Origin of the sequence: Niveispirillum irakense DSM 11586 (assembly GCF_000429645.1) — a bacterium.
Lineage (GTDB): Bacteria > Pseudomonadota > Alphaproteobacteria > Azospirillales > Azospirillaceae > Niveispirillum > Niveispirillum irakense.
Genome location: NZ_KE386936.1, coordinates 18,045 through 41,156 on the forward strand (window position 1 = coordinate 18,045; position 23,112 = coordinate 41,156).

Annotated in this window: 17 protein-coding genes and 1 CRISPR repeat array; of the genes, 3 read left to right on the forward strand and 14 right to left on the reverse strand. The window is 65.2% G+C overall.

The window, feature by feature from the left end:
- Positions 1-124: 124 nt before the first annotated feature.
- From G473_RS0123370 to G473_RS28575, 4 genes are read right to left on the reverse strand one after another with little or no spacing between them, the layout of a single operon-like run.
- Complete coding sequence (locus tag G473_RS0123370; protein WP_035709222.1) at positions 125-790, reverse strand: tetratricopeptide repeat protein; 666 nt, start codon at positions 788-790, stop codon at positions 125-127.
- A complete protein-coding gene (locus tag G473_RS28565) occupies positions 780-1,604 on the reverse strand; it encodes an SDR family NAD(P)-dependent oxidoreductase (protein ID WP_084438589.1) in 825 nt (274 codons plus the stop codon). The genes G473_RS0123370 and G473_RS28565 overlap by 11 nt, the downstream gene beginning before the upstream one ends.
- A complete protein-coding gene (locus G473_RS28570; RefSeq protein ID WP_051330650.1) occupies positions 1,594-3,723 on the reverse strand; it encodes an AMP-binding protein in 2,130 nt (709 codons plus the stop codon). The genes G473_RS28565 and G473_RS28570 overlap by 11 nt, the downstream gene beginning before the upstream one ends.
- Positions 3,720-4,445, reverse strand: a complete 726-nt coding sequence (locus G473_RS28575; RefSeq protein ID WP_051330651.1) for a thermostable hemolysin — start codon at positions 4,443-4,445, stop codon at positions 3,720-3,722. Before G473_RS28575 ends, G473_RS28570 begins: the two co-directional genes overlap by 4 nt.
- 142 nt (positions 4,446-4,587) lie before the next feature.
- Here G473_RS28575 and G473_RS0123390 point away from each other — a divergent pair, with 142 nt between their 5' ends.
- The 3 genes from G473_RS0123390 (at position 4,588) to G473_RS0123400 (ending at position 8,623) form a co-directional block, all read left to right on the forward strand.
- On the forward strand, positions 4,588-5,181 hold the full coding sequence (locus tag G473_RS0123390) for an RNA polymerase sigma factor (protein WP_051330652.1): 594 nt from the start codon (positions 4,588-4,590) through the stop codon (positions 5,179-5,181).
- Positions 5,182-5,260: 79 nt separating this feature from the next.
- Complete coding sequence (locus G473_RS0123395; RefSeq protein ID WP_051330653.1) at positions 5,261-6,247, forward strand: FecR family protein; 987 nt, start codon at positions 5,261-5,263, stop codon at positions 6,245-6,247.
- A gap of 12 nt (positions 6,248-6,259) precedes the next feature.
- The gene (locus G473_RS0123400) at positions 6,260-8,623 is read left to right on the forward strand and encodes a TonB-dependent receptor (RefSeq protein WP_154667554.1); all 2,364 of its coding nucleotides are present in this window, start codon (positions 6,260-6,262) and stop codon (positions 8,621-8,623) included.
- A 109-nt stretch (positions 8,624-8,732) separates the two neighbouring features.
- Here the strand turns inward: G473_RS0123400 and G473_RS0123405 are convergent, their stop codons facing one another.
- The 10 genes from G473_RS0123405 to G473_RS0123465 form a co-directional block, all read right to left on the reverse strand.
- Complete coding sequence (locus tag G473_RS0123405) at positions 8,733-9,416, reverse strand: response regulator (RefSeq protein ID WP_029015101.1); 684 nt, start codon at positions 9,414-9,416, stop codon at positions 8,733-8,735.
- A 6-nt stretch (positions 9,417-9,422) separates the two neighbouring features.
- The gene (locus G473_RS0123410; RefSeq protein ID WP_029015102.1) at positions 9,423-12,128 is read right to left on the reverse strand and encodes a DUF4118 domain-containing protein; all 2,706 of its coding nucleotides are present in this window, start codon (positions 12,126-12,128) and stop codon (positions 9,423-9,425) included.
- A 12-nt stretch (positions 12,129-12,140) separates the two neighbouring features.
- Entirely contained in the window at positions 12,141-12,725 is a 585-nt protein-coding gene (gene kdpC / locus G473_RS0123415) for a potassium-transporting ATPase subunit KdpC (protein ID WP_029015103.1), read from the reverse strand.
- 112 nt (positions 12,726-12,837) lie between these two features.
- The gene (gene kdpB / locus G473_RS0123420) at positions 12,838-14,883 is read right to left on the reverse strand and encodes a potassium-transporting ATPase subunit KdpB (RefSeq protein WP_245580335.1); all 2,046 of its coding nucleotides are present in this window, start codon (positions 14,881-14,883) and stop codon (positions 12,838-12,840) included.
- Positions 14,883-16,622, reverse strand: a complete 1,740-nt coding sequence (gene kdpA / locus G473_RS0123425) for a potassium-transporting ATPase subunit KdpA (RefSeq protein WP_029015105.1) — start codon at positions 16,620-16,622, stop codon at positions 14,883-14,885. Before kdpA ends, kdpB begins: the two co-directional genes overlap by 1 nt.
- Before the next feature lie 4 nt (positions 16,623-16,626).
- Positions 16,627-16,716: a K(+)-transporting ATPase subunit F gene (kdpF, locus tag G473_RS30080; protein ID WP_084438593.1), complete on the reverse strand. Its 90-nt coding sequence runs from the start codon at positions 16,714-16,716 to the stop codon at positions 16,627-16,629.
- An 896-nt stretch (positions 16,717-17,612) separates the two neighbouring features.
- Positions 17,613-18,467: a ParB/RepB/Spo0J family partition protein gene (locus G473_RS28580; protein WP_051330654.1), complete on the reverse strand. Its 855-nt coding sequence runs from the start codon at positions 18,465-18,467 to the stop codon at positions 17,613-17,615.
- Positions 18,448-19,416 (reverse strand): AAA family ATPase, encoded by a 969-nt coding sequence (locus G473_RS28585; protein WP_035709226.1) that lies wholly within the window; start codon positions 19,414-19,416, stop codon positions 18,448-18,450. Before G473_RS28585 ends, G473_RS28580 begins: the two co-directional genes overlap by 20 nt.
- 353 nt (positions 19,417-19,769) lie before the next feature.
- A CRISPR array of direct repeats spans positions 19,770-20,328; the repeat unit is 37 nt; unit sequence GCTTCAATGAGGCCCCGGCATTTCTGCCGGGGAAAGG.
- 209 nt (positions 20,329-20,537) lie between these two features.
- A complete protein-coding gene (gene cas2, locus G473_RS0123460) occupies positions 20,538-20,837 on the reverse strand; it encodes a CRISPR-associated endonuclease Cas2 (RefSeq protein ID WP_029015107.1) in 300 nt (99 codons plus the stop codon).
- 27 nt (positions 20,838-20,864) lie between these two features.
- On the reverse strand, positions 20,865-22,679 hold the full coding sequence (locus G473_RS0123465; RefSeq protein ID WP_084438597.1) for a CRISPR-associated endonuclease Cas4/Cas1: 1,815 nt from the start codon (positions 22,677-22,679) through the stop codon (positions 20,865-20,867).
- Between the last annotated feature and the right edge of the window lie 433 nt (positions 22,680-23,112).

Genomic DNA, 23,112 nt, shown 5'->3' on the forward strand with positions numbered 1-23,112 from the left:
GTTTAAAGATAAGACGTGTAAGACCTTGAGATAGCGTGAAACTTTCCGGACGAGCTCTTAGGCGCGGGTGAAATCTGCGTGATCAGATGACAGGTCTTCCTGCATAAACCCCCGCTGTCCCCGCTCAGCGTCGGGCCATCTTGGTCTCGAGTTGGGCCATGACGCTGTTGATTTCCGCCCGCCGGCCGGCATCTGCCACCTCCCGGCCCGGACGGGGGGCGGCGGCCAGTGCGTGGTTCAGTACATCGCGGGCCTTGGCATATTCCCCCTGCTGAAACAGGAAATCGCCATAGAAGTAATTGGGGTCGATCCCGTCCGGATTCTGGGCCAGGGCCTTTTCAAGATAGGCTTTGGCCTTCTTGTCACTGCCAAAGCCGATGGGGAAGCCCGGTACCTGATAATAGAGGCTGCCCAGCGATGTATTGACCGATCCATCCAGCGCGGTCGGGTCGATCTTCTCCGCGGTTTCCAGCTTGGCCTTTGCTTCCTTCACCAGGGACAGGGCGCCCATGCCGCCTTTTATCCCCGCTTCCGAGGACAGGATGATCGCCTCCCAGATCAGCGGTTCGGCCTTGCCGGGATAGGCGGCGGTGACGGCCTTGGCTTCGGTGACCAGGCCTTCCATACCCGCCATTTGCGCGTCTTCGCCCTTTACTTCGTATTTCACATGCGCCCAGCCCGCCTGCAGGTCGGCAATCTTCGCATCCATGACGGGATCGGCGGATGCCAAGGCCGGTCCGGCCAGCAGCAGCGACAGGGCGGCCAGGAAAAATTTCTTCTCAACGCGCATGGGTTTCCTCCCGGATCGGCATGATTGTGGTGGGTGTGGCGGCAGGGGGTGCCGCTTGGGTGAACAGGCTGGCGGCCTTGGCGTCGTTGGCGGCCAGCGCCCGGCCAACAAGGCCGGGAAACAGGGCATTCAGGCGGGTGAAAAAGGCTTCCGGCCAGCCGATCACGGTTTCAGCCTTACCGGTCTGCATCGCCGCGATGACACGGTGAGCGACATAGACAGGATCGTCCTGCGCCATGCCGGTCAGCGCCGCGAAACGCTGGACCAGCGGCCCGTTAAAACCGGTGCGCACGGCACGGGGCGCAATATGGCACACGGTGATGCCCGTTCCCCGCACCTCCCGCCGCAAAGCCTGGCTGAAACCTTTCAGGCCGGCCTTGGCGCTGGAATATCCGGCAAAATGCGCGAAGTTGATGGCGCCGAAGACGGAGCCGACATTGATGATATGGCCCCGCCCCCGCTGCTTCATCGCGGGCAGCACCGCCTGGGTCAGGGTCACCGGCGCTACCAGATTGACCAGATAATCGCCCAGCAGATCGGTCTGGCGCTGCCCTTCCAGGGGGCCGAAATATTGCCGGCCCGCAATGTTGAACAGCATCTGCGGGGCCAATTGCCGCGCCTGTTCGGCCGCTTCCATGATGCCGGCCTCTGTCGACAGGTCGGCGCGGATATGCCGGCCCGGCATCGCCCCCCGCCCCAACGTGGTGACCAGGGCCCCGCGATTGCGCAGCAGGCTGACCAGGGGCGAGCCGATGCCACCGGCCCCACCGGTCACCAGAATGGTGCGGCCTTCCAAACTATGATCATGCGACATGGCGCACCTCATCCGGCTGGCGGCTGTGGGGGATGGCGCGGAACAGGTCGGCGAACAGGCCGAAAATCCGGTTCGCCATGGCAGTGATCGCCTGCTGGTCCGCCGGGTCCGCCACCTGGTTCATCAGGGTGCGGAAAAATTCCATATGCTGGATATCCAGCGACCCATGGCTGGTCAGGTAGGTGAAGCAGCTTTTCGGCAGGTTCAGGGATGTGCGCACCGCTTCCGCGCCATGGGTGGCGATAGCCGTGCTGGTGCCTTCCAGCACATAGACCATGCCGAAGAAGCCGGCGGCATTCTCTTCCCGGATGAAGCGATAGGCTGCGTCCACCATGGCCTGGGTGGCGGCGCGCGGCGTGCCGTGGCGCACCGCCTCCGCATCACCGCCGGCATGGCGGATATCGTTGAGGATCCATTCCTCGTGCCCTTCCTCCTCCTCGATATATTCATCAAGGGCGGGGATCAGCCAGGCTTGGTCAGGGCGCAGGGCGGCGCGGGCGGTGCGCATCAGCGGCACCGTATGCTTCACATGGTGATAGGCCTCTGTCAGATAGGCGATATAGGTGTCCAGGCTGATCCGCCCGGTCAGGCCATCTTGTATCTGCGGCACGGAAAGCAGGGCCAGACGCGCCGGCTCCGTCTCCGTCACCAGACGGTCAAAGAAGGGTTGGGGCATGGGGGTTTCATCCTCATCCGGGGAAAGCAGGGCGGCATGGGCGGCCGCGATGGCATCGCGGCGTGGCCGGCCATTGGGGGTCAGTAGACCGTTCAGGGGCGTGAAGGCGGGCACCACGTGCCAGCGGGCGACGCGGGCATAGGGCGGCAAGGCCCCGTTGGCCCGCGCCACGGCCAGGGACAATGCTGCCGCATCCTGGCCGAACCGGCTGGGCACGATCAGGGCGGTCAGGTCCGCCCGCCCGTCGCCGAACAGCACCGCCTGCAGGATTTCCGGCTGGGCAGTCAGTTCGGATTCCACCCATTCCGGGGCGATATTGCGGCCGAAACCATTGATGATGACATTGCGCGACCGGCCCTGGATGGACAGGAAACCGTCGCCATCCAGGCTGCCCAGATCGGCGGTGGCGATGCGGGCCGGCGCCGCTTCACCGCCGACATAGCCCAGAAATGCATGGTTGTTGAGGCTGACCTCCCCCGTGGCCGGGTCAATCTCCAGCTTCAGATGCGGCAGCACGCAGCCGACGCTGCCCACCCGGTTGGCGGCAGGCGTATTCAGCGCCACCACCGACCCGCATTCCGACAGGCCATAACCCTGATAGACAGGCAGGCCCAACATGCCGGCCTGGGCCAGCAGGGAGGGGGCCACCCGCGCCCCGCCCACGGCCACCAGCCGCAGATCGGGCAGGAGGCGCCCGTCCTGCGCCATGGCCGCCATCAGACCGCGCAGCAGTTCCGGCACCAGGATGATACTGTTGGCCCGCAGGCTGGACAGGGCCGCCAGCAGCCGGGTGAAATCCGGTTGGAACGGCTGTTCCAGCCCCAGCGTGGCGGGGGACGCGGCCAGATAATGGCCCCCGGCCAGCAGCGTGCTGTACAGCCCCGCCACATTTTCCAGCAGCACCGGCAAAGGCAGGATGGCGACATGCCGGCCGGCATAATCCGCCCCGATCGCCTGCACCAGGGAGGCGGCGACCTGTTCCAGCCCGGTGGCGGACAGGCAGACACCCTTGGGCGCCCCCGTCGTGCCCGAGGTATAGGTGATCTTGGCCGTGCCTGCCGGCAGGGTGACCGGCGCATGGTTCAGGCGCTGAAGATAGAGCATCTCCTCGCCCACAGCCAGGGCGGTCGCACCCGGCGCCGCCTTGTCCGTCACCAGCCAGCCGGCCCCGGCATCGCCCAGGGCATGGCGGCGCTGGTCTGCGGTGAAAAAGCCTGGCAGCGGCAGGGATGGGACGCCCCGTTGCAGCAGGGCCAGGTCCAGCACGGCCCAGGCGGCAGCATTACCGGCCTCCACCGCCACAGGCTGGCGCCCATCACCGATGATGCCGCTGAGATCGGTGACCAACTGGTCCACGACCCCGGCCAGTGCCCCATAGGTCCAGTCATTGATGGCGGGCCGATCCGGGGCATGGGTCCGGAGGGCGGAAAGAACGCGGCTCATGCGGTCACCTCGGTCGCCGGGACGGCGGGATGCAGACGGGGAAAGGTGGGGCGGGCCGGCAGCGCCTCGCGCGCATCGCCGGCCAGGAAGCGGTCCAGGCAATCGGCACCAAAGGCGACATTGCCGCAGACGACGCGCGGATCATTGGCGTAATAGCTGCCCCAGGCAGCGGCGGCCGGGCCGACCCGGTCCGGTGTGGCGCGGCCCAGTTCCAGCGCATCAAAACCGATATGGCGGAACAGCCGGCGTAAGGGGCGGGTGGCGGTGACCACCGCCTTTTCAAAGCCCTGCCCGTGCAGATAGGCGGCCAGCGCCAGGAACAGCAGATAGGAGGCACCGGGTTCCGCCGCCGCCAGATTGCCGATCTCCACAATAGACGACCGGTCTGGGGCCGACCGGTCCGGCCCACCGGGGATCAGCGTTTCCACCGGATGGTCCAGATAGGTTTCCAGGAACAGCGGTCCGGTGCTGGCCGGGCGAAAGCCGACCCCGGCCAGTATCCGGTCATCGGCGTCGCGCAGGCTCATCAGCATCGGGTGGGTGACGGCAATGTCACCGCCATAGGTCTGCGCGTAGGTATGGCGGATCATCGCCTCCACCCGCCGCCGTTCCGGGGCGAAATGGTGGGTGATGGCCACGACCGCCGGGCGGCAGCGGGTCAGGCTGCCCAGCCGTTCGGCATCGAACCGCAGGTGGCCGCGCACCCCACCCTCATCGCGCATCAACATCTCAATCACAGGCGTCGCTCCGCCGGTTGGGTTGGCCGGATCAACCGGCCTTCAAGGGGATGACGGCACCGCCCGCAGCGAACCGCAGGTGGGATTTGAAAAATTTTTCGCCCTGTGTCGGATATGACCTGCCGCATTGATCGGGCGCCGCCTGGGGGCTATATCGGAAGGCGATCTTCGCCCTTTTCAGGTTGACGCCATTTCCCCGTCCCCGCCCCTGATTGCCGCTTATCTGGAGCACCGCGCCTTTCTGCTGCGGCTGCTGACGGCGCGCACGGGTCGTGCGGCGGAGGCGGAAGACATTGTGCAGGAAATGTATGAAAGGCTGGCTTCCCTGCCCGGTGGGGGGGAGACGGTGGAGAATATTCCGGCTTTCCTGAACCGCATGGCGCTTAATCTGGCCTTTGACCGGCAGCGCAGCGGATCGCGCGCCGCCGCCCGCGATGGGGAATGGCTGTCCGCCAACGCCCTGGTCGATGGGCCCGAACCGATTGCCGAGGCACCGACGGCGGAACAGGTGGCATCCGGCCGGCAGGAACTGCGCCTGCTGCGCGATGCCATCGACGCGCTGCCGCCGCAGGGCAAGCGTGTGTTTGAAATGCACAAGCTGCAGGGCCGCCCCCATGCGGAGGTCGCCGCCACGCTGGGCATTTCGCGCAGTGCGGTGGAAAAACACATGGCGGCGGCGATGAAGAACCTGTTGAAACGGCTGGGCCGCCGGCTTGAATGAAAAATATTTCATCCAGACGGCTGGGGTACCGCCCCTTCCGTGACGTCAACAGGACAAAGCCCAAACCAGAAGCTGCCCCATGGTGAACCGCCCGACCGATACGCCCCTTGATCCCCGCCTGGAACAGGCGGCGGACTGGCACGCCCGCTTGCAGGGCGATGCCGATCAGGCGGTGTGGCTGGCCTTCACCGAATGGCTGGAGGCTGACCCCAGCCACCGCCGCGCCTATGATCAGGTGGAAAGCCTGTGGCGGCAGCTGGCGGCACTGCCGGCGGAGCCGCAGGCCGCCATCATCGATCTGGCCAGCCGGCGCAAGGCGGGGCCCGCCGCCCCGGCCAACCGCTCGCGCCGCTGGTTTCTGGGTGGTGCGGCGGCCGCTGCTGCCGCTTTGGCCCTGACGCTGACCGGTCGCCACACGCCAACCCCGCTGCCGGAACTGTTTGAAACCGGGCAAGGCCAGCGCCGCATGGTGACACTGGCCGACGGGTCCAGCATCACCCTGAACAGCGGCACCCGGTTGAGCGTTGCCCTGTCCGCCGACCACCGCGCCGTCGTGCTGGAACAGGGGGAGGCGCTGTTTGACGTGGCCAAGGATGCCGCCCGGCCCTTCACCGTGGCGGCGGGTGACCGGCTGGTGACCGTGGTGGGCACGGCCTTCAATGTCCGCCACCTGGACCGCTCAGTAACGGTCACCGTCACGCGCGGGCTGGTGGATGTCGGCGATCCGGCGGGCGGGGCCAAGGTTCGTCTGGTGCCGGGGCAGCAGATCAGCGCGGCGCAAGGCCAGCCCCCCGGCCCCGTCACCGCCGTGGATGCGCAGGCCGCCACCGCCTGGGCGCAAGGCCGGCTGTCCTTTGACAATGCGCCGCTGCCGCAGGTACTGGCCGAACTGTCCCGCCATTACCCTCTGCCCATGCGGGCAGAGGGCGCGGCGGCGACGCTGCATTTCTCCGGTGTGCTGCGGCTGGATCAGGATCAGGAGAAGCTGCTGGAAACCTTGCAGGGGCTGCTGCCCATTGCGGTGGTGCGCCAGGGTGATAGTTTCGTGCTCTCCAAACGTCCCTGACGGTTGCCCGCTTTGCGTCTTCTGCCGGTTTGCGCCCTTGCCCTGCTGCTGACCGTCCCGCCGGCCCTGGCGGCGGAGGGGGGGATTGCCGTTCCGGCCGGTCCCTTGGGCGGCGCGCTGGCCGCCCTGTCACAGCAGACAGGCATTTCCATCGGCGGGGATCAGCCGCTGGCGGGGCGGCACAGCCCTGGCGCCAGCGGCGCTTTGAGCGCGGAACAGGCGCTGACCCGGCTGCTGGCCGGGACCGGGCTGGGCTTTCGCAAGGTTGGCCCCGGTGCCTATCGCCTGGAAGCCTTGGCCCCCCCGCAGGTGCGGCCCGCCGCCGCCCGCCCGGCGGTGGTGCCAATGGAGCCCATCATCGTCACGGCGACCAAGCGCGGGGCCGATCCGGCCAGCCTGCCCGTTTCTGTGGGCTGGCTCACAGCAGCCGACCTGGCCCGGCTTGGCACCGCTGACCCGGATGCCGCCCTGCCCCTGCTGGGCGGGGTGGGCAGCACGCATCTGGGGCCGGGGCGCAACAAGCTGGCGATCCGCGGCCTGTCGGACAGCGCCTTCACCGGCCAGACCCAGGCGACGGTGGGGCTCTACCTGGATAATGCCAAGGTCAATTACAATGCGCCCGACCCGCATCTGCACCTGATTGATCTAGACAGGGTGGAAGTGCTGCGCGGCCCCCAGGGCACGCTGTATGGCGGCGGCGCCATCGGCGGCATCCTGCGCATTGTGCCAGCGGCCCCCGACCTGTCGGAACGATCCGCGCAAGCCCGGCTTTATGGCAGCCTGACCCGCAGCGGCGCCCCCGGCGGCGGGGTGGAAGCGGTGTTGAACCAGCCGCTACTGGCCGACCGGCTGGGCATGCGGCTGGCGCTTTATGCGGAACGGGAAGGTGGGGTAATCGATACGGTCGGCCGGCATAATATTGACCGTACGGATATGCAGGGTGGCCGTGCCCTGTTCGCCCTGATCCCGGCAGAGGATTGGCGGCTGGAACTGGGCGGCACCTATCAACTGATCGACACCGATGACAGCCATTATATCCAGGGGCGGCGCGGCTGCTGCACCCGCGCCGCACAGTTGGCTGAACCGCATGACAATGATTTTGATGAGGCGCATCTGACCCTGACCGGCAGCCTGCCCTTCGCCCGGCTGCACAGCACCACCGCCTTTGTCCGGCACGAAATTGACAGTTTTTATGATGCCAGCACGGCTGTGCCGGCCCTGGCCGGGCTGCCGGCACAGCCCGCCTTGTTTCATGAGGCGCAATTGTCCCGGCTCTGGACCCATGAAACCAGGCTGACCAGTGACAGCGGGGAAGAGGATGCCATCCATTGGCTGGCCGGACTTCACCTCTCCCGCCAGACGGCGCAATCCAGCCGCCGCCTGTCAAACGTAGCAGCCCCCGGCGCGGCCCTCTGGCGCCGCGACCGCGATGATACCGTAAAGGAAGCAGCCTTGTTCGGGGAGGCTTCCTGGCGGTTTTTCCCCGACTGGACCCTGACGGCCGGTGGCCGCCTGTTCCATGTGGCGCAGGAGGTGGAGGCTGCCGCCCTTGCCCCCGCCACCTCGGTGGCCGAAGCGGAGGGATATGCCAAGGAGACGGATTACACGCCTAAGCTGGCCCTGACCTGGCACGCCGCAGACAATATCCGTTTTTATGCCCAGATGGCCGAAGGCTATCGCCCTGGCGGCCTTAATATCGAGGAGGCAGCGGCGCCAACCGGGGATGATTATCGGACTGCGCGCTTCAATACGGATGAGCTTTGGAATTATGAACTTGGGACCAAACTGTCCCTTTGGCAGGGGCGCCTGACCCTGGATGCCGCCATTTTCCACGCGCGCTGGCGCAACATCCAGACTGATCAATTACAAGCCGATGGGTTGACCGTCACCACCAATGCCGGGGATGGAAGCAATACCGGGATCGAAGTTGCGCCCCGCCTGTATCTGGGGCCCTGGCGGCTGGATGCGACATTGATTCTGAACGACCCGGAACTGACGCGCGTCGCCCCCGCTTTCGCCGGTCGGGTGGAAGGCGGGCTGCCCGGTGCCGCCCGCCTCAGTGGCAGTGCCAGCCTTTCCTGGAAAGGACCGGTGGGTGAGGATGCTCAGCTTCTGGCTGCCCTGGACTATACCTATACCGGGTCCACCCATCTGACCTTCAGCGATGCCATCCGCCAGGGCCCTGTCAATCTGCTGGGTGGAAGAATGCGGCTGGATTGGCGCGGTGGCTGGTCCGTGGGCGTCGCCGTGGATAACCTGCTGGACAGCGATGCCAACCAGTTCGCCTATGGCAACCCCTTCACCCTGGCCACGGTCCCGCAAACAACCCCGCTGCGCCCCAGAACATTCAGGCTCAGCATCGGCTGGGAACCTTAATACCATGTCCCGGTGATCGTAACCGATCACCCTCTCAACGGGTGTGGGGGCCAGCGAGGCGTGAAGAAGGGTGAGCGTGGTAAGGGGCGCTTCATTCTGCCCTCCCCTTTCACCCCGCATCCGTGCGCAGCCGATAGCCAACACCCGGCTCGGTGACGATCAGCACCGGTTCGGCCGGGTTTTCCTCCAGCTTGTGGCGCAGCTGGCCGATATAGACGCGCAGATAGGCCGTATCCTCCACATGCGCCGGGCCCCAGACTTCGCGCAGGATATGCCGGTGGGTCAGCACATGGTCGGCCTGCCGGGCCAGGGTGAACAACAGATCCTGTTCCCGGCGTGACAGGCGCAGTTCGGCCCCGTCGCGGGTGACGATGCGGCGATCGGGATCAATGCTGACGGGGCCGGCTTGAATGATGCTGCTGGTTGCCGCCAGGGGCGCGCGGCGCAGGGCGACGCGGACGCGGGCCATCAGTTCGGCAATGCCGAAGGGCTTGGCGACATAATCCTCCGCCCCCCGGTCCAGGGCCTCCACCTTGTCGGCTTCTCCGGCGCGGACAGAGAGGATGAGGATCGGCACCGGGCTGATTTCCCGGATGGCGCTGACCACTTCCTGCCCGTCCATATCGGGCAGGCCCAGATCCAGGATCACCAGATCGGGCGGATCGGCCCGCACCAGGGCCAGGGCTTCGGCCCCGTTCTCCGCCTCCGCCACCTGATGGCCGTTGGCGCCCAGGCTGATACGCAGAAAGCGCCGGATCGGCGCTTCATCATCGACGACAAGAATACGGCTCATCCGGCATCACTCCGTTTCCGGGGCGGCCGCGGGCGGCCCCTCCGGGATCGGTAGCCGTACCACCAGCGAGGCGCCAACGCCATGGATGCCGGACATCACGCCGATGCTGCCGCCATGCGCCTCCACCAGCCCCTTGGCGATGGCCAGGCCCAGGCCGGTGCCGGCCGTCTGCTTGTCGCCCTGCTGCACGCGATAGAACATGTCGAACACCCGTTCCTGATCCGCCGGCGGGATGCCCGGCCCCTGGTCGCAGATTTCCGCCGTCACCTGCACCCCCTGGCGCCGGGCCCAGACGGTGATGGCGGTGCCGGCGGGACTATATTTGGCGGCATTGTCCAGCAGGTTGAAGAACACCTGTTCCATCAGCACCGGGTCCAGCTGCAGCAAGGGCAGGTCGGAGGCAAGGTCCACCTTGACCCGATGCCCCTTCAGCAAAGGCCGTGCCCGGGCCAGGGCACGGCCGATAATATCAGCCAGATCGGCCCAGTCGGTCTTGGGTTTCAGCCCGCCGCTGCCCAGCCGCGTCATGTCCAGCAGGTTCTGCACGAAGCGGTTCAGGCGCTCGGCCTCCTCCTGAATGGTCTGGGCCAGTTCGCGCCGGGCCGCCCGGTCCAGCGCATCTTCATAGCTGATCAGGCTGGTGGCAGCGCCCAGGATGGACACCAGCGGCGTGCGCAGATCATGGGAGAGGGAGGAGAGCAGGGCGGCGCGCAACTGTTCCTTCTCCTGTGCCACCTGGGCCGCCTCGATATCCTGCACCAGCTGGGTGCGCTCCAGCGCCAGGGCCGCCTGATCGCTGAGCGTGTCCAGCAGCCGTTCCTGTTCGGCAGACAGATAGCCCTCGGCCCCCTCCATCTGCACGCCCATCACGCCCACGGTGCCGCGCTGGGTGCGCAGCGGCAGGAACAGCCAGTCCGATGCCGGCAGGGTCTGCGATCCGCGCCCGGCCCGCTGGCCATTGCCCCAGGCCCATTGGGCAGCGGCGGCGGCCCGCTGGTCCAGCGTATCTTCCGGCGGATAGCCAGCGCGGATCGTCAGCTCCGCCCCGTCGGGCAGCAGGATCAGCACCTTGGCCTTCAAGGTGGCGGCAACATGGTGAACCACGGCCCACAGCACATCATCCTCGCTGGCAGCAGAGGAGACCTTACGGGAGAAATCATACAGGTTGGCAGTGCGGCGCTGGCTGGTGCGGGTCACTTCGATTTGCCGGCGCAGGCGGGAGGCCAGCTGACCGGTGAAGATGGCGGCGACCAGAAAAAAGCCGATGGTCAGCAGATCGTCGGAATCACTGACCGAGAATGTATAGCGCGGCTCAGTGAACAGGTAATTGAAGGCAAAGAAGGCGACCAGTGCGGTAACGACGGACGGAACCAGCCCAAAGCGGGTGGCGATCAGCAGCACGGCCAGCAGATAGACCAGGCTGACATTGGCCACGGGCAGAACCGTATAAACCCCCCATGAAATCAGGCTGGCCACCCCCACCGCCAGGGCCGACCAGAGATAGGCTTTCCACCCGGACCAGAGTGGCGGGGAGGGCGGCGGGCGCTGGGGCTGCCCGCCGGGCCGCACCTCCTCCTCCACCCCGCCCACCAGCAGGATGTCATGATCGGCCGCCCGCTTCAGCAGGTCCGCCGTCAGGGAGCGGCCGAACAGCCGGCGGGTGCGGCCGGTGCGGCCCAGCACGATCTGGCTGACATTATGGGCGCGCGCCCAGCCCAGCAGTTCGCCGGTAATATCGTCCCCGGTCAGGGCCGCCACCTCCCCGCCCAATTGCTGCGCCAGCCGGAACGCCTGGGTGACATGGGCCTTGTCGGCATCGGACAGGTTGGCATGGCGATGGGTTTCGACATGGGCCACCGTCCAGGGCATCTGGCGGCGTTCGGCCATGCGCTTGGCCGCCCGCACCAGCCGCAGGGCCAGCGGGGCGGCGGGGATGGCCACCAAAATCCGGTCCCGCGTCGGCCAGGGCCCGGCAATGCCATGGCTGCGCATGTAAGACAGCATCTGGGCATCCACCCGTTCCGCCGCCTGACGCAGGGCCATTTCGCGCAGGGCCGTCAGATTGCCGATGGAGAAGAATTTCTCCGCCGCCCGTTGCGCCTGGGCCGGCACATAAACCTTGCCCTCGGCCAGCCGCTGGCGCAGCTCCGGCGGCGGCAGATCGACCATTTCGATCTCGTCCGCCGCGCGCAGCACGCTGTCCGGCAGGGTCTCGCGCACCTTGATGCCGGCGATGCGCTCGACAATATCGTTCAGGCTTTCCAGATGCTGGATATTCAGGGTCGACCAGACATCGATGCCGGCCGCCAGCAGCTCTTCCACATCCTGCCAGCGGCGCAGATGCCGGCTGCCGGGAATGTTGGTGTGGGCCAGCTCATCCACCAGCACCAGGGCCGGCCGGCGGATCAGGATGGCATCCAGGTCCATCTCATTGAAGCTTCGACCGCGATAATCCAGCCGGGCCCGGGGCAGCAGCTCCAGCCCGGCCACCAGCTTTTCGGTTTCGGCCCTTCCATGGGTCTCGACAATGCCGATCACCACATCGCCGCCATCGCGCCGCACCGCCTGCGCCGCCTCCAGCATGGCATAGGTCTTGCCCACGCCGGGGGCGGCACCGAGGAATATTTTCAGGCGTCCCCGCTTCTCGCGGTTGGCCTGCTCCAGCAGGGCGTCGGGATTGGGGCGGTCAGCGTCGACAGGGGCCATGGTCATCACGGGAGAAAATCAGCCGCCTGCCATCTTCACGGCATCAAGCGCAAGGTTGAGCTTTAGCACATTGACCGCCGGTTCGCCCAGAAAGCCCAGGGTGCGGCCCTGCGTGGCGCCGGTGATCAGCGCCTGCACCTGCGCCAGCGACAGGCCGCGCGCCGCCGCCACGCGCGGCGCCTGCCACAGGGCGGCGGCGGGGGAAATATGCGGGTCCAGCCCGCTGGCGCTGCTGGTCACCAGATCGACCGGCACCGGGCCCACCGCGTCCGGGTTGGCCGCCTTCAGGGCTGCCACCCGCTTGGATACCTGATCGACCAGGGCTGCACTGGAGGGGCCGAGATTGGTGCCGCCGGAACTGGCCGCATCATAGCCCTTGCCGGCGGCCGACGGGCGCGACCAGAAATAATCCGGCCGGGTGAAGCTTTGGCCGACCAGGCTGGAGCCCAGCACGCTGCCATCGGGCCGGCGGATCAGGCTGCCTTCCGCCTGATCGGGGAAGGCCAGCTGGGCGATGCCGGTGACGGAAAGCGGATAGGCAATCCCGGTCAGAACGGTCAGGCCCAGCAACAAGGTGGCGGCGGGGCGGAAATGGGAAAGCATGATTGGGTTTCTCCTGAGAGGGCTCTTTGTTCTTCTTCGTGGTTTACCGTCACCCCGGCCTTCGCCGGGGTGACGGTAAAAGGGTGCGAAAGACGGAAGACGCGACCGCCCCCTACACCAGCCCCAGTGCTGTCACGGCCAGATCGATCAGCTTGATGCCCAGGAAGGGCACCACCAGACCGCCCAGCCCATAGAGCAGCAGATTGCGGGCCAGCAGGCTGGCGGCAGGGGCCGGGCGATAGCGCACCCCTTTCAATGCCAGCGGGATCAGGAAGATGATGACCAGGGCATTGAAGATGATGGCCGACAGGATGGCGCTGGCCGGGCTGTGCAGCGCCATGATGTTGAGCGCCTGCAAGGGCGGATAGGCTGCGACGAACAAGGCCGGGATGATGGCGAAATATTTCGCCACATCATTGGCGATGGAGAAGGTGGTCAGCGCCCCCCGGCTCATCAGCAATTGTTTGCCGATCATGACGATTTCGATCAGCTTGGTCGGGTCGCTGTCCAGATCGACCATATTGCCGGCCTCACGCGCCGCCTGGGTGCCGGTATTCATCGCCACGCCCACATCGGCTTGGGCCAAGGCCGGGGCATCGTTGGACCCATCGCCGCACATGGCGACCAGCCGCCCTTCCGCCTGATACTGGCGGATGCGTTCCAGCTTCAGTTCCGGCGTTGCTTCTGCCAGGAAATCATCAACCCCGGCTTCGGCGGCAATGGCGGCGGCGGTCAGCGGATTGTCGCCGGTGATCATCACCGTGCGGATGCCCATCTGGCGCAGGGTGGCGAACCGCTCCCGGATGCCGGGCTTGACGATATCCTTCAGGTAGATCACCCCCAGCAGCCGGCGGCCATCGGCCACCACCAGCGGTGTGCCGCCGGACCGGGCCACCCGCTCCACCAGCCCGGTCAGCTCGCGGCCTTGCGCCGGGCCGATGCTGGCCTGTTCCTCCATCCAGGCGCGCATCCGGTCGACGGCCCCCTTGCGGATGCGCCGGTCGCCCAGATCAACCCCGCTCATCCTGGTTTGTGCGGTGAAGGCAACAAACACCATGCCCGACCGGTCGGCCGGCAGGGCGATGCCCGCCCGCTGACGTGCCAGCGCCACGATGGAACGGCCCTCCGGCGTTTCATCCGCCAGGGAGGAGAGCAAGGCTGCTTCCGCCAGCTCATGTTCCTGCACCCCGGTCAGGGGCAGGAATTCCGCCGCCTGCCGGTTGCCCAGCGTGATGGTGCCGGTCTTGTCCAGCAGCAGCACATCAATATCGCCCGCTGCCTCCACCGCGCGGCCGGATTTGGCGATGACATTGAATTTCACCAGCCGGTCCATGCCGGCAATGCCAATGGCGGACAGCAACCCGCCAATGGTGGTGGGGATCAGGGTGACCAGCAGGGCGACCAGAAACACCACCGGGATCAGAAAGCCGGTATAGAGGGCAAAACCCTGCAAGGTGACCGTGACCAGCAGGAAGATGATGGTCATGCCGACCAGCAGGATGGTCAGGGCAATCTCGTTGGGCGTCTTCTGGCGCTTGGCCCCTTCCACCAGGGCAATCATGCGGTCCAGGAAGCTTTCACCCGGATTGGCGGTGATGCGCACCACGATGCGGTCAGACACCACCAGGGTGCCGCCGGTGACGGCGGAACGGTCGCCGCCGCTTTCCCGGATCACCGGGGCGGATTCACCGGTAATGGCACTTTCATTGACGGTGGCGATGCCGTCCACCACCTCCCCGTCGCCGGGGATGGTGTCGCCGGCTTCCACCAGCACCAGATCGCCGGCCCGAAGGCTGGCGGCGGCCACGCTCTCGCAAGCGGTGGCCTCGATGCTGGCCAGCTTGCGGGCCATGGTTTCCGTGCGGGTGCGGCGCAGGCTGGCTGCCTGGGCCTTGCCGCGCCCCTCCGCCACCGCTTCGGCGAAATTGGCGAACAGCACGGTGAACCACAGCCAGGCGGCAATCTGCCCGGTCAGCAGCACGTCTGCCCCCTGGACCAGATCGCGGACGAAGATCAGGCTGGTCAGCAGGGCGACAATGGCGGTGACGAACATCACCGGGTTGCGGAACAGCAGGCGCGGGTCCAGTTTGCGGAAAGCCACGCCCACGGCCTGGGCGGCGATGCGGCCGTCCAGCAAGGTGGCATTGCTGGAATTCATCATGGGATGGCTCCAAACAGGGTGCCGGCTTGCAGGCTGAGATGCTCGGCAATGGGCCCGAGCGCCAGCGCCGGGAAGAAGGTGAGACCGCCGACAATGACGATGGTGGCGATCAGCAGGCCGATGAACAGGCCGCCATGGGTGGGGAAGGTGCCGGCGCTGGCCGGCAGGGTCTTCTTGGTGACCAGCGACCCGGCAATGGCCAGCGTCGGCACGATCACGGCAAAGCGGCCCAGCAGCATGGCTAGCCCGATCATACTGTTGTGATAAAGCGTGTTGGCGTTGAAACCGGCAAAGGCCGAGCCGTTATTGCCGGTGCCCGACGCATAGGCATAGAGGATTTCCGACAGCCCGTGCGGCCCGGCATTGGCGACGCTGGCGAGCGCCGACGGGATCACGGCCGTCAGCGCCGCCCCGCCCAGGATACAGACGGGGTAGACCAGCACGGCCAGCAGGGCCAGCTTGATCTCCTTGGCCTCGATCTTCTTGCCCAGATATTCCGGCGTGCGGCCCACCATCAGCCCGGCGATGAAGACGGCCAGGATGACAAAGACCAGCATCCCGTAAAGCCCGGCCCCCACCCCGCCGAAGATCACCTCGCCCAGCATGATATTGGCCATCGGCACCAGACCGCCGATGGGGGTGAAACTGTCATGCATGGCATTGACGGAGCCGTTGGAGGCAGCCGTGGTGCTGACAGCCCACAGCGATGACAGGGCGGTGCCGAAACGCACCTCCTTGCCTTCCATATTGCCGCCGCTGTTGCTCTCGCTGGCCGTATCATTGACGCCCAGGGCGGCGATGGCGGGGTTGCCCTGCGCCTCGGCCCAATAGGTGACGCCGATACCGGTGACCAGCATGATGGACATGGCGGCCCACAGCGCCCAGCCCTGGCGCGTATCCTTGACCATGCGCCCGAAGCTGTAGACCAGGGCGGAGGCCAGCAGCAGCAGATAGAGCGTCTGTATCAGGTTCGACAGGGCCGTCGTATTCTCATACGGATGGGCGGAATTGACGTTGAAGAAGCCGCCGCCATTGGAGCCCAGCTGCTTGATGGCAATCTGGCTGGCCACCGGCCCCTGTGCCAATATCTGCTGGGCGCCTTCCAGCGTATTGGCGCTGACATAGGCCCCGAAATTCTGCGGCACCCCCTGCCAGACCAGGAAGATGGCAGAGACAAAGGCCAGCGGCAGCAGCACATACAGCGTTGCCCGCACCAGATCGGCCCAGAAATTACCCACAGTGCGGCCCGACCGGCGGGCAAAGCCGCGGATCAGCGCCACCGCCACGGCAAAGCCGGTGGCGGCGGAAACGAAATTCTGTACCGTCAGCCCCACCATCTGGGAGAAATAGGAGAGCGTGCTCTCCCCGCCATAGGCCTGCCAGTTGGTGTTGCTGGTAAAGCTGATGGCCGTGTTGAAGGCCAGATCGGGGCTGACCGCCCCCAGCCCGGCCGGATTCAGCGGCAGCCAGCCCTGCAACCGCAGCACGGCATAAAGCAGCAGCAGTCCCAGCAGGTTGAAGGCCAACAGGGCCAGCGTATAGCTTGTCCAGTGCTGTTCCTTGGCCGGATCGATGCCGGCCAGACGGTAAAGCCCGCGTTCGACAGGGCCGACCAGCGGGCTGAGCCAGGTGCGTTCCCCCGCAAACACGCGGGCCATATAGCCGCCGAACAGCGGCGTCAGCAGGGCCAGCAGGGCGAGCGTGAACAGGATTTGTAAGATGCCATCGGCGGTCATGATGTCAGAACGCCTCCGGGCGCAGCAGCGCATAGACCAGATAGGCCAGCAGGCCGGCAGCCACCAGGCCGCCGGCGATCAGATCGAAAGCCATGATGTGTCCCCTTCAAAGCCGCTCACAGCCATGGGTCAGGCCGGTGAAAAGGGCGAAGGCCGCCAGGATGGCGGCCAGGAAGACGAGGTCGAGCATGGGTTCCCCCTGAATGCGGATGTTCCAGGGATCAGCGTGCGCCGACTTGGCCTAAGGGATCGAGACGGGTTTCAACGGGGCGGTATAAAGAAGCCATAAAGACCCCCCTTCCCCCATACGGCGACCATGGACAGCGAGAATGTCCAGGATCGCATCATGCAATATACTGAAAGAAATACCGGTCGGTGTTGAGTGTTGATGAAACACTCACGCCATCCTTTACGGAAAGCGGTAGGAAAACTGAATAAATTGGAAACCGTAACAGCGGTGAGGTGGGGGAATTTATCGAAATATGAGGAGAAAAATCTTCTTTTATTTTCGTTTTTGTCGTTAATATTCACTTGTTTGCTCATTTTAAGAGCTTATATTATAAATTCAGGAAATATCCTGGCTGCCATTTCGGGTCGATGGTGCTAGAATCAGGTGCTTATATGGTTGTTTTCGTAATCCTGATGCCGATCGCAGTGACCTGCGTCCTGTCTTTCCTTTTTGCGAGATATATCAGGCATAAAACCGTGGCAGCATTTATATTCGCCCTTGTGGCGGTTGCGATTACGTTTGCGCTCCTCAGGTCCAGATACACGCTCTTTGAGATCGGCCCGTTCATGTTGCTTCCACAAGCGCTGGGCTTCGTCCTGGCGTCGATCTCGGGGGCCGTGATTGTCAGGAAGCGTCGCGCCAACAATGGGTAGCGATGCCGTAAAATGGGCACTGTGCCGCCTCTTCAGGTCGGCAGAGTGACATTCCAAAGGGGGGCATCCCGGTCCACCTCGACGCTGCCCCCCCTTCCCTTCCCTTCCCTAACCGCGCAGCAGGTGGTCGATCCTGTCGCGAAGATCAGCCAAGGTGCGGCGCTGGCTGTCATTCAGGGGGGCGGCGCTTTTGGCCAGAAGCTTCAGCCCGCCCTCAAGCTGGGTCATTGCGCGATGCAGCGGGGGGGCCTTCTGCTGGGGGGCGGGATTATCCTTCCCCTGCCCTTCACCCTTCTGCGCCCGCGCTTCGCGCAGGGCCTTGACCGAGGCGCCCTGGCGCAGCATGTCCAACAGCCGTGCGCGTTCCGCCCCGTCATCGGCCAGGGCCAGCTCAACCATCGCGTTGCGGGAAAGGTGCAACGTTGCACATTCGGCCAGAACGGCTTCTGGCAGGGACAGCAGCTTCAATACACGGTTGACCTGCGTCCGGCTCCACCCCAGCGCCCCGGCGGCGGCTTCCTGTGTGTAGGCGTGGCTTTCCATCAGGGCCTGGATGCCCCTCGCCTCCTCCAGCGGTGACAGATCAACACGCTGCAGGTTTTCCACCAGGGCAATTTCTTCGGCATTGCCGCTGGTCAGGATGGCATGCAGCGTCGGCCGCTCCAGCAGGCCAAGCGCGCGCCATCGCCGCTCGCCGGCGACAATCTCATACTCCCCGCGGGCATCCGCCATCGGGCGAACCAGGATGGGCTGCAACAGCCCCTGGCGCTCGATACTGTCGGCCAACTGGCGCAGCCCGTCCTCGTCAAAATGCCGGCGCGGCTGATCGGCGCGGGGATGGACCCGCGCCCGCTCCACCTCGATCAAACGGGGGAAATCGCGGGAGATGAGGGAGCCGTCGCCGCGCGCGGCGACATCATCCATGGCCCGGCCGAAGGCCGACTTACCCTTCTGCAGCTTCACCGGCAATCTCCTTAGCCAGATGGAAATAGGCCTGTACCGGGTGATCCGCAGGCAGGGCCTCAACAGCGATGACATTATTGTAAGCGGCCTGATTGATGCCCGTACTCATGCGGATGGGCTCGAACACGCGGCCAAGGTCGCTATCGCCAGTAAAGCGGGTGCGCAGGTCGGAAAGGACCTCGCGGTCAACGGTCTGCCGTTCGGCAAACATGGTTGGCAGCACACCCAGCACCGTCAATTCATGATTGGTGAAGCGGCGCACACGGCCAATGGTTTTCAGCAGCAGGGGGATGCCCAGCAAATCCACCGGCCGGGTTGCCACCGGGATCAGCACATGGTCAGCCGCATTCAGCGCGTTGATGGTCATGGAGCCGAGATTGGGCGGCGTGTCGATCAGGATGAAATCATAATCGCCCAGCAGTTCCGCCAGGGCTGCCTTCAGCCGGGTTTCCCGCCCGACCAGCCCCGCCGCACTGTCAAATTCCGCCAGCGCCAGCCCGGAAGGCAATATATCAAATGTGCGCAGCCGGATGACCGTATCGCGCACGGGCCGGTCATCAACCAGGACAGCATGCAGCGTGGCGCTGCGTTCTTCCAGTTCGATGATGTCACAGCCCACCATGGCCGTGGCACTGGCCTGGGGGTCGGCGTCAACCAGCAATACCCGAAAGCCCAGCCGGGCGAAGCTGGCGGCCAGATTGACGGCGGTTGCGGATTTACCCACGCCGCCTTTCTGGTTGGAACAGGCGATGATCCGGGCCCGCCCCGGCTGCCCGCCGCCACCAATCAGGCGCAGCACGGCATCGGGGACCGCCTCCTTGCCGCTTTCCCACCGGCTGATCCGCGCCTTGTCATAGGACCGGCCCAACGCCTCGTTCAGGTGACGGGCGCAGCCTTCCTGCGTCAGCCCTTTGCGTTTGCGGAACGCTTTCAATGTATCTCCCGCCATCACCCAACCCTTAACCGGAGCAACCGGATGCAAAGTGGGGGCAGGGGCAGGGGGTTGTCAATCAGGTTGACGGCGGAATGTCAACTTTTCAGGATGGGAAGGGCCGGGGGCGGGGTGTGCAACGTTGCACAGCGGTGCATCAACGGCGGAAAGGCGGCGCGGCCTGTTCCGCCCGCCTGTGCGGATGGCGGTGGGTCGGTTGTCGTTGATGCACGAACTCGCCAGCCTGCTGGAGACCGGCATCGCACTGCAGCCTGCTTTGGGGGCTGGTGGCCGGCGCAGATGAAATGGCCCGTTCGTGCGCCCGGTGGAAAAATGGCCTGATCATGTGGGGAAGCCAGCGGGGAGGGCTGGCTTCAATGAGGCCCCGGCGTTTCAGCCGGGGAAAGGACAACGACGTAATCGCAAAATACGTCGCCGCCGCCGAAGCTTCAATGAGGCCCCGGCATTTCAGCCGGGGAAAGACGGCGGGGAAAACCCTTGCTGGTATAACCAGAGGGCTGGCTTCAATGAGGCCCCGGCATTTCTGCCGGGGAAAGGGCGCTGGCCTATTTCGCCTTCAGCCAGAATTCGACGTCGCTTCAATGAGGCCCCGGCATTTCTGCCGGGGAAAGGCCGGGCTGGCGGCAGCATCATCGGCCATCTATCGCCTGCGGCTTCAATGAGGCCCCGGCATTTCTGCCGGGGAAAGGGCTCACTCGTCAGTCAGATACGAGATCGTTACTGCGTGCTTCAATGAGGCCCCGGCATTTCTGCCGGGGAAAGGTATATGTTCGAGATTGTCAACCCGAACGGCAACTACGCTTCAATGAGGCCCCGGCATTTCTGCCGGGGAAAGCAAATCCGTACACTATCGGAGGGGCACTTTTGTGTTCGCTTCAATGAGGCCCCGGCATTTCTGCCGGGGAAAGGGCCCCCCTTGGAACCGCTTGCAGGATAACAAGAAATTGCCGGATTTGCGAGCCGGTCCTGAGGGCAGGGGTTTTGGCGTGCCCAACGGGGTGTCAAAAACATGTACCATGTCCAAGAGCCATAGCAATCCCAATCACTTGGGCGCTTGCGAGCGGGTCCCGGGTTTTGGCGGGTACTGAGCCGCTCGCGCCAGCGACCGGCAGAACCCGTTAAATCACCCTGGCTTGCCGTTCGATTGCCTTGAAGCTTTTGCCCAGGCTTTCGACAGCCAGATCCACATTGTCGGCGGGGCCGATATCGAGGATCAGGACGTGATCTTCCGATGGCTTGATCTCCCGGTCAAGCCGCATGGCCAGCGCCGCGCGGCGGCGGGCGGTCAGGCGGCATTGAAAGACGGATAGTTGCAGCCAGTCGCCATAGGCCTCCATCACTTTGAACACCTGCCGCCAGCGCTTTTGATCGGCAATGTCATAGGTGACGATGTAGAGCCGTTCATTATGGCGGGCCATCGTGGCAACCCTCCCTCTGGCCGGGGATCAGCGGGGCACGTAATGCGGATAGGCCGGCACCTCGCCGCGCAGATGCCGGGCCAGCAAGCGGGCCTGCACATGCAGCATACGGCGCATGGAAACCTGATAGCCAAAGGCGGGGTGGGTTGCCTCCTGGTCCAAGCGCCGTTCAAACGCGCGGATCAGGGTGCGGCGACCGTCGGGCGTCAGGTTGCAACCGGGGCCGATGGTGATGAAATCACGGCCCCCCAGTTCCCCCTGGTTCAGCACGCTCAAAACCGCACTGTCGGCCAGGATGGGGCGCAGCGGTTCCATCATGTCCAGCGCCAGGGAGGGGCGGCCCGGTCGTTCAGTATGGTAAAACCCCACCCAGGGGTCCAGCCCCGCCACCTCCAACGCCGTAGAAACCGCGCGCGTCAACAGGGCATAGCAGAGCGACAGGCAGGCATTCACCGGGTCCGCCGGCGGGCGGCGTGACCGCCGGTCAAACCCGAATTCCGGCAGGGCTGCCGCTTTCTCGTTCAAGAGTTTCGGCCAGGCGCGGAAATAGATTGCCGCCCCTTCACCCTCCGTCCCCAGCAATTCGGCCATGTCGCGCACCTGCGGCAGCTTGGTCGACAGATGGCGCAGCCGTTCCAGCACGGGTTCCCGCTCCGCCTCCCCGCCGCGCCAGTTGCGGCGCAACAGGGTGCGCTGGTTTTTCAGCTTGGCATCCACCAGGGTGCGGGCAAAGGCCAGACGGCGGGCATCGTCATCATGCAGCCGGTATTGCGCCATGCGGGCCCCGGCGCTGCGCGGCCCGTGCCCGCCCGTGGTGCCCATGTACCAGAAACCGCTGCTCATCCACGCCACCGGCACCTCTGCCTTCATCAGCGCATGCAGGGCCGGGGTGGTCAGGTTGACGGGGCCGGCCAGCACCAGTTCCGATACTTCGCCAATCGCCACCCGCACCTCTTCTTCCTTGTCGCGAAACCCCTCATCGCGCTCCTTGTCGGTGGGGCGGGCCACAGGGGCCTTGATCACCAGCACCTCACCTTCCTTGCCGATGCGGGCCCCCGGCTGCTGCACATAAAGCGGTAATGCACCATCAACCGAGGGCGGCGGCGTGCGCGGCACCGAACCGGTGCGGAACAGGTTCACCTCGTCCGGCAGACAGATGGGCAGCAGGGAACAGCGGTTGCATTTTTTGGAATTTTCCAGCGGTGGCGGGATGCGCCGGGTAGAGGCCGCCAGCCGCAGTGATGCCGCCGCCGCTGCCGTCTGTGCCCGCAATTCATCATCAAACCGCACCGGCACCCGTTCCCGGCTACCGGCAAACCACAGGAACCCGTCACCAACGCGATAGCCATTATCCTCCAGGATCAGGGCCTGGGCGCAAAGCTGCACGCGTTCGGGATCATACGCCCCGGCTTCCACATGCGGGCGTTTGCCCTTTTTGTAGTCGATGGGGGAGACGATGCCGTCATCCCCTTCCAGCAGGTCCAGCTTGGCCACCAGCCCCAGCCGGTCGGACGAAAGCTCCACCGACCGCGTGGTGAAAGGGTGGCTCTCCTCCGTCACGTCCTCCGGTGGGGGCAGGGCAGGGCGGGCGGCATCCACACGGGCATGCACCCGCCGTCCTTCCTCTGTATCGCCACTATCGGCCCATTCCCCTTCCACCCATTCCAGATAGGCCAGACGCGGACAATAAACCCATTCATTGATCATCCGCGCCGGTACCAGCACATCATCAATCCCCACCGCCGGGGCCGGCAGGGCCAGCGACAATTGCACCGCGCGCGGATATGCGGGGGAGGGGGCTGGTTCTGGTCCGGTTTCATCCGGTGCAGGATCATCCACCATGGGCATCACCACGCAATGGTTGTGCAGGGTTATGGTAGCACAGCCCTGGCGGAATTCACGCTTAATCAGATGTGGAGAGGGCGAGGCGGGGTTGGCGTGTCGGTAGAACCGGAAACCCGGCTGGTTAGGGTAGCGATGCGCCGCCAGATCAACCGGCTTCAATGAGGTCCCGGCATTTCAGCCGGGGAAAGGGGTATATCTGACAAAATTAAACAAATTCGATGCATATGCTTCAATGAGGCCCCGGCATTTCAGCCGGGGAAAGATGAAAATCCAGCCTTGTCCGGCAATAGGAGGGCCGTACGCTTCAATGAGGCCCCGGCATTTCAGCCGGGGAAAGCGCCTCTTGTAGGCGGGCACCCACCCATCCTCTCCCCAGGCCAGCTTCAATGAGGCCCCGGCATTTCAGCCGGGGAAAGCCAGAGTCGGGGAC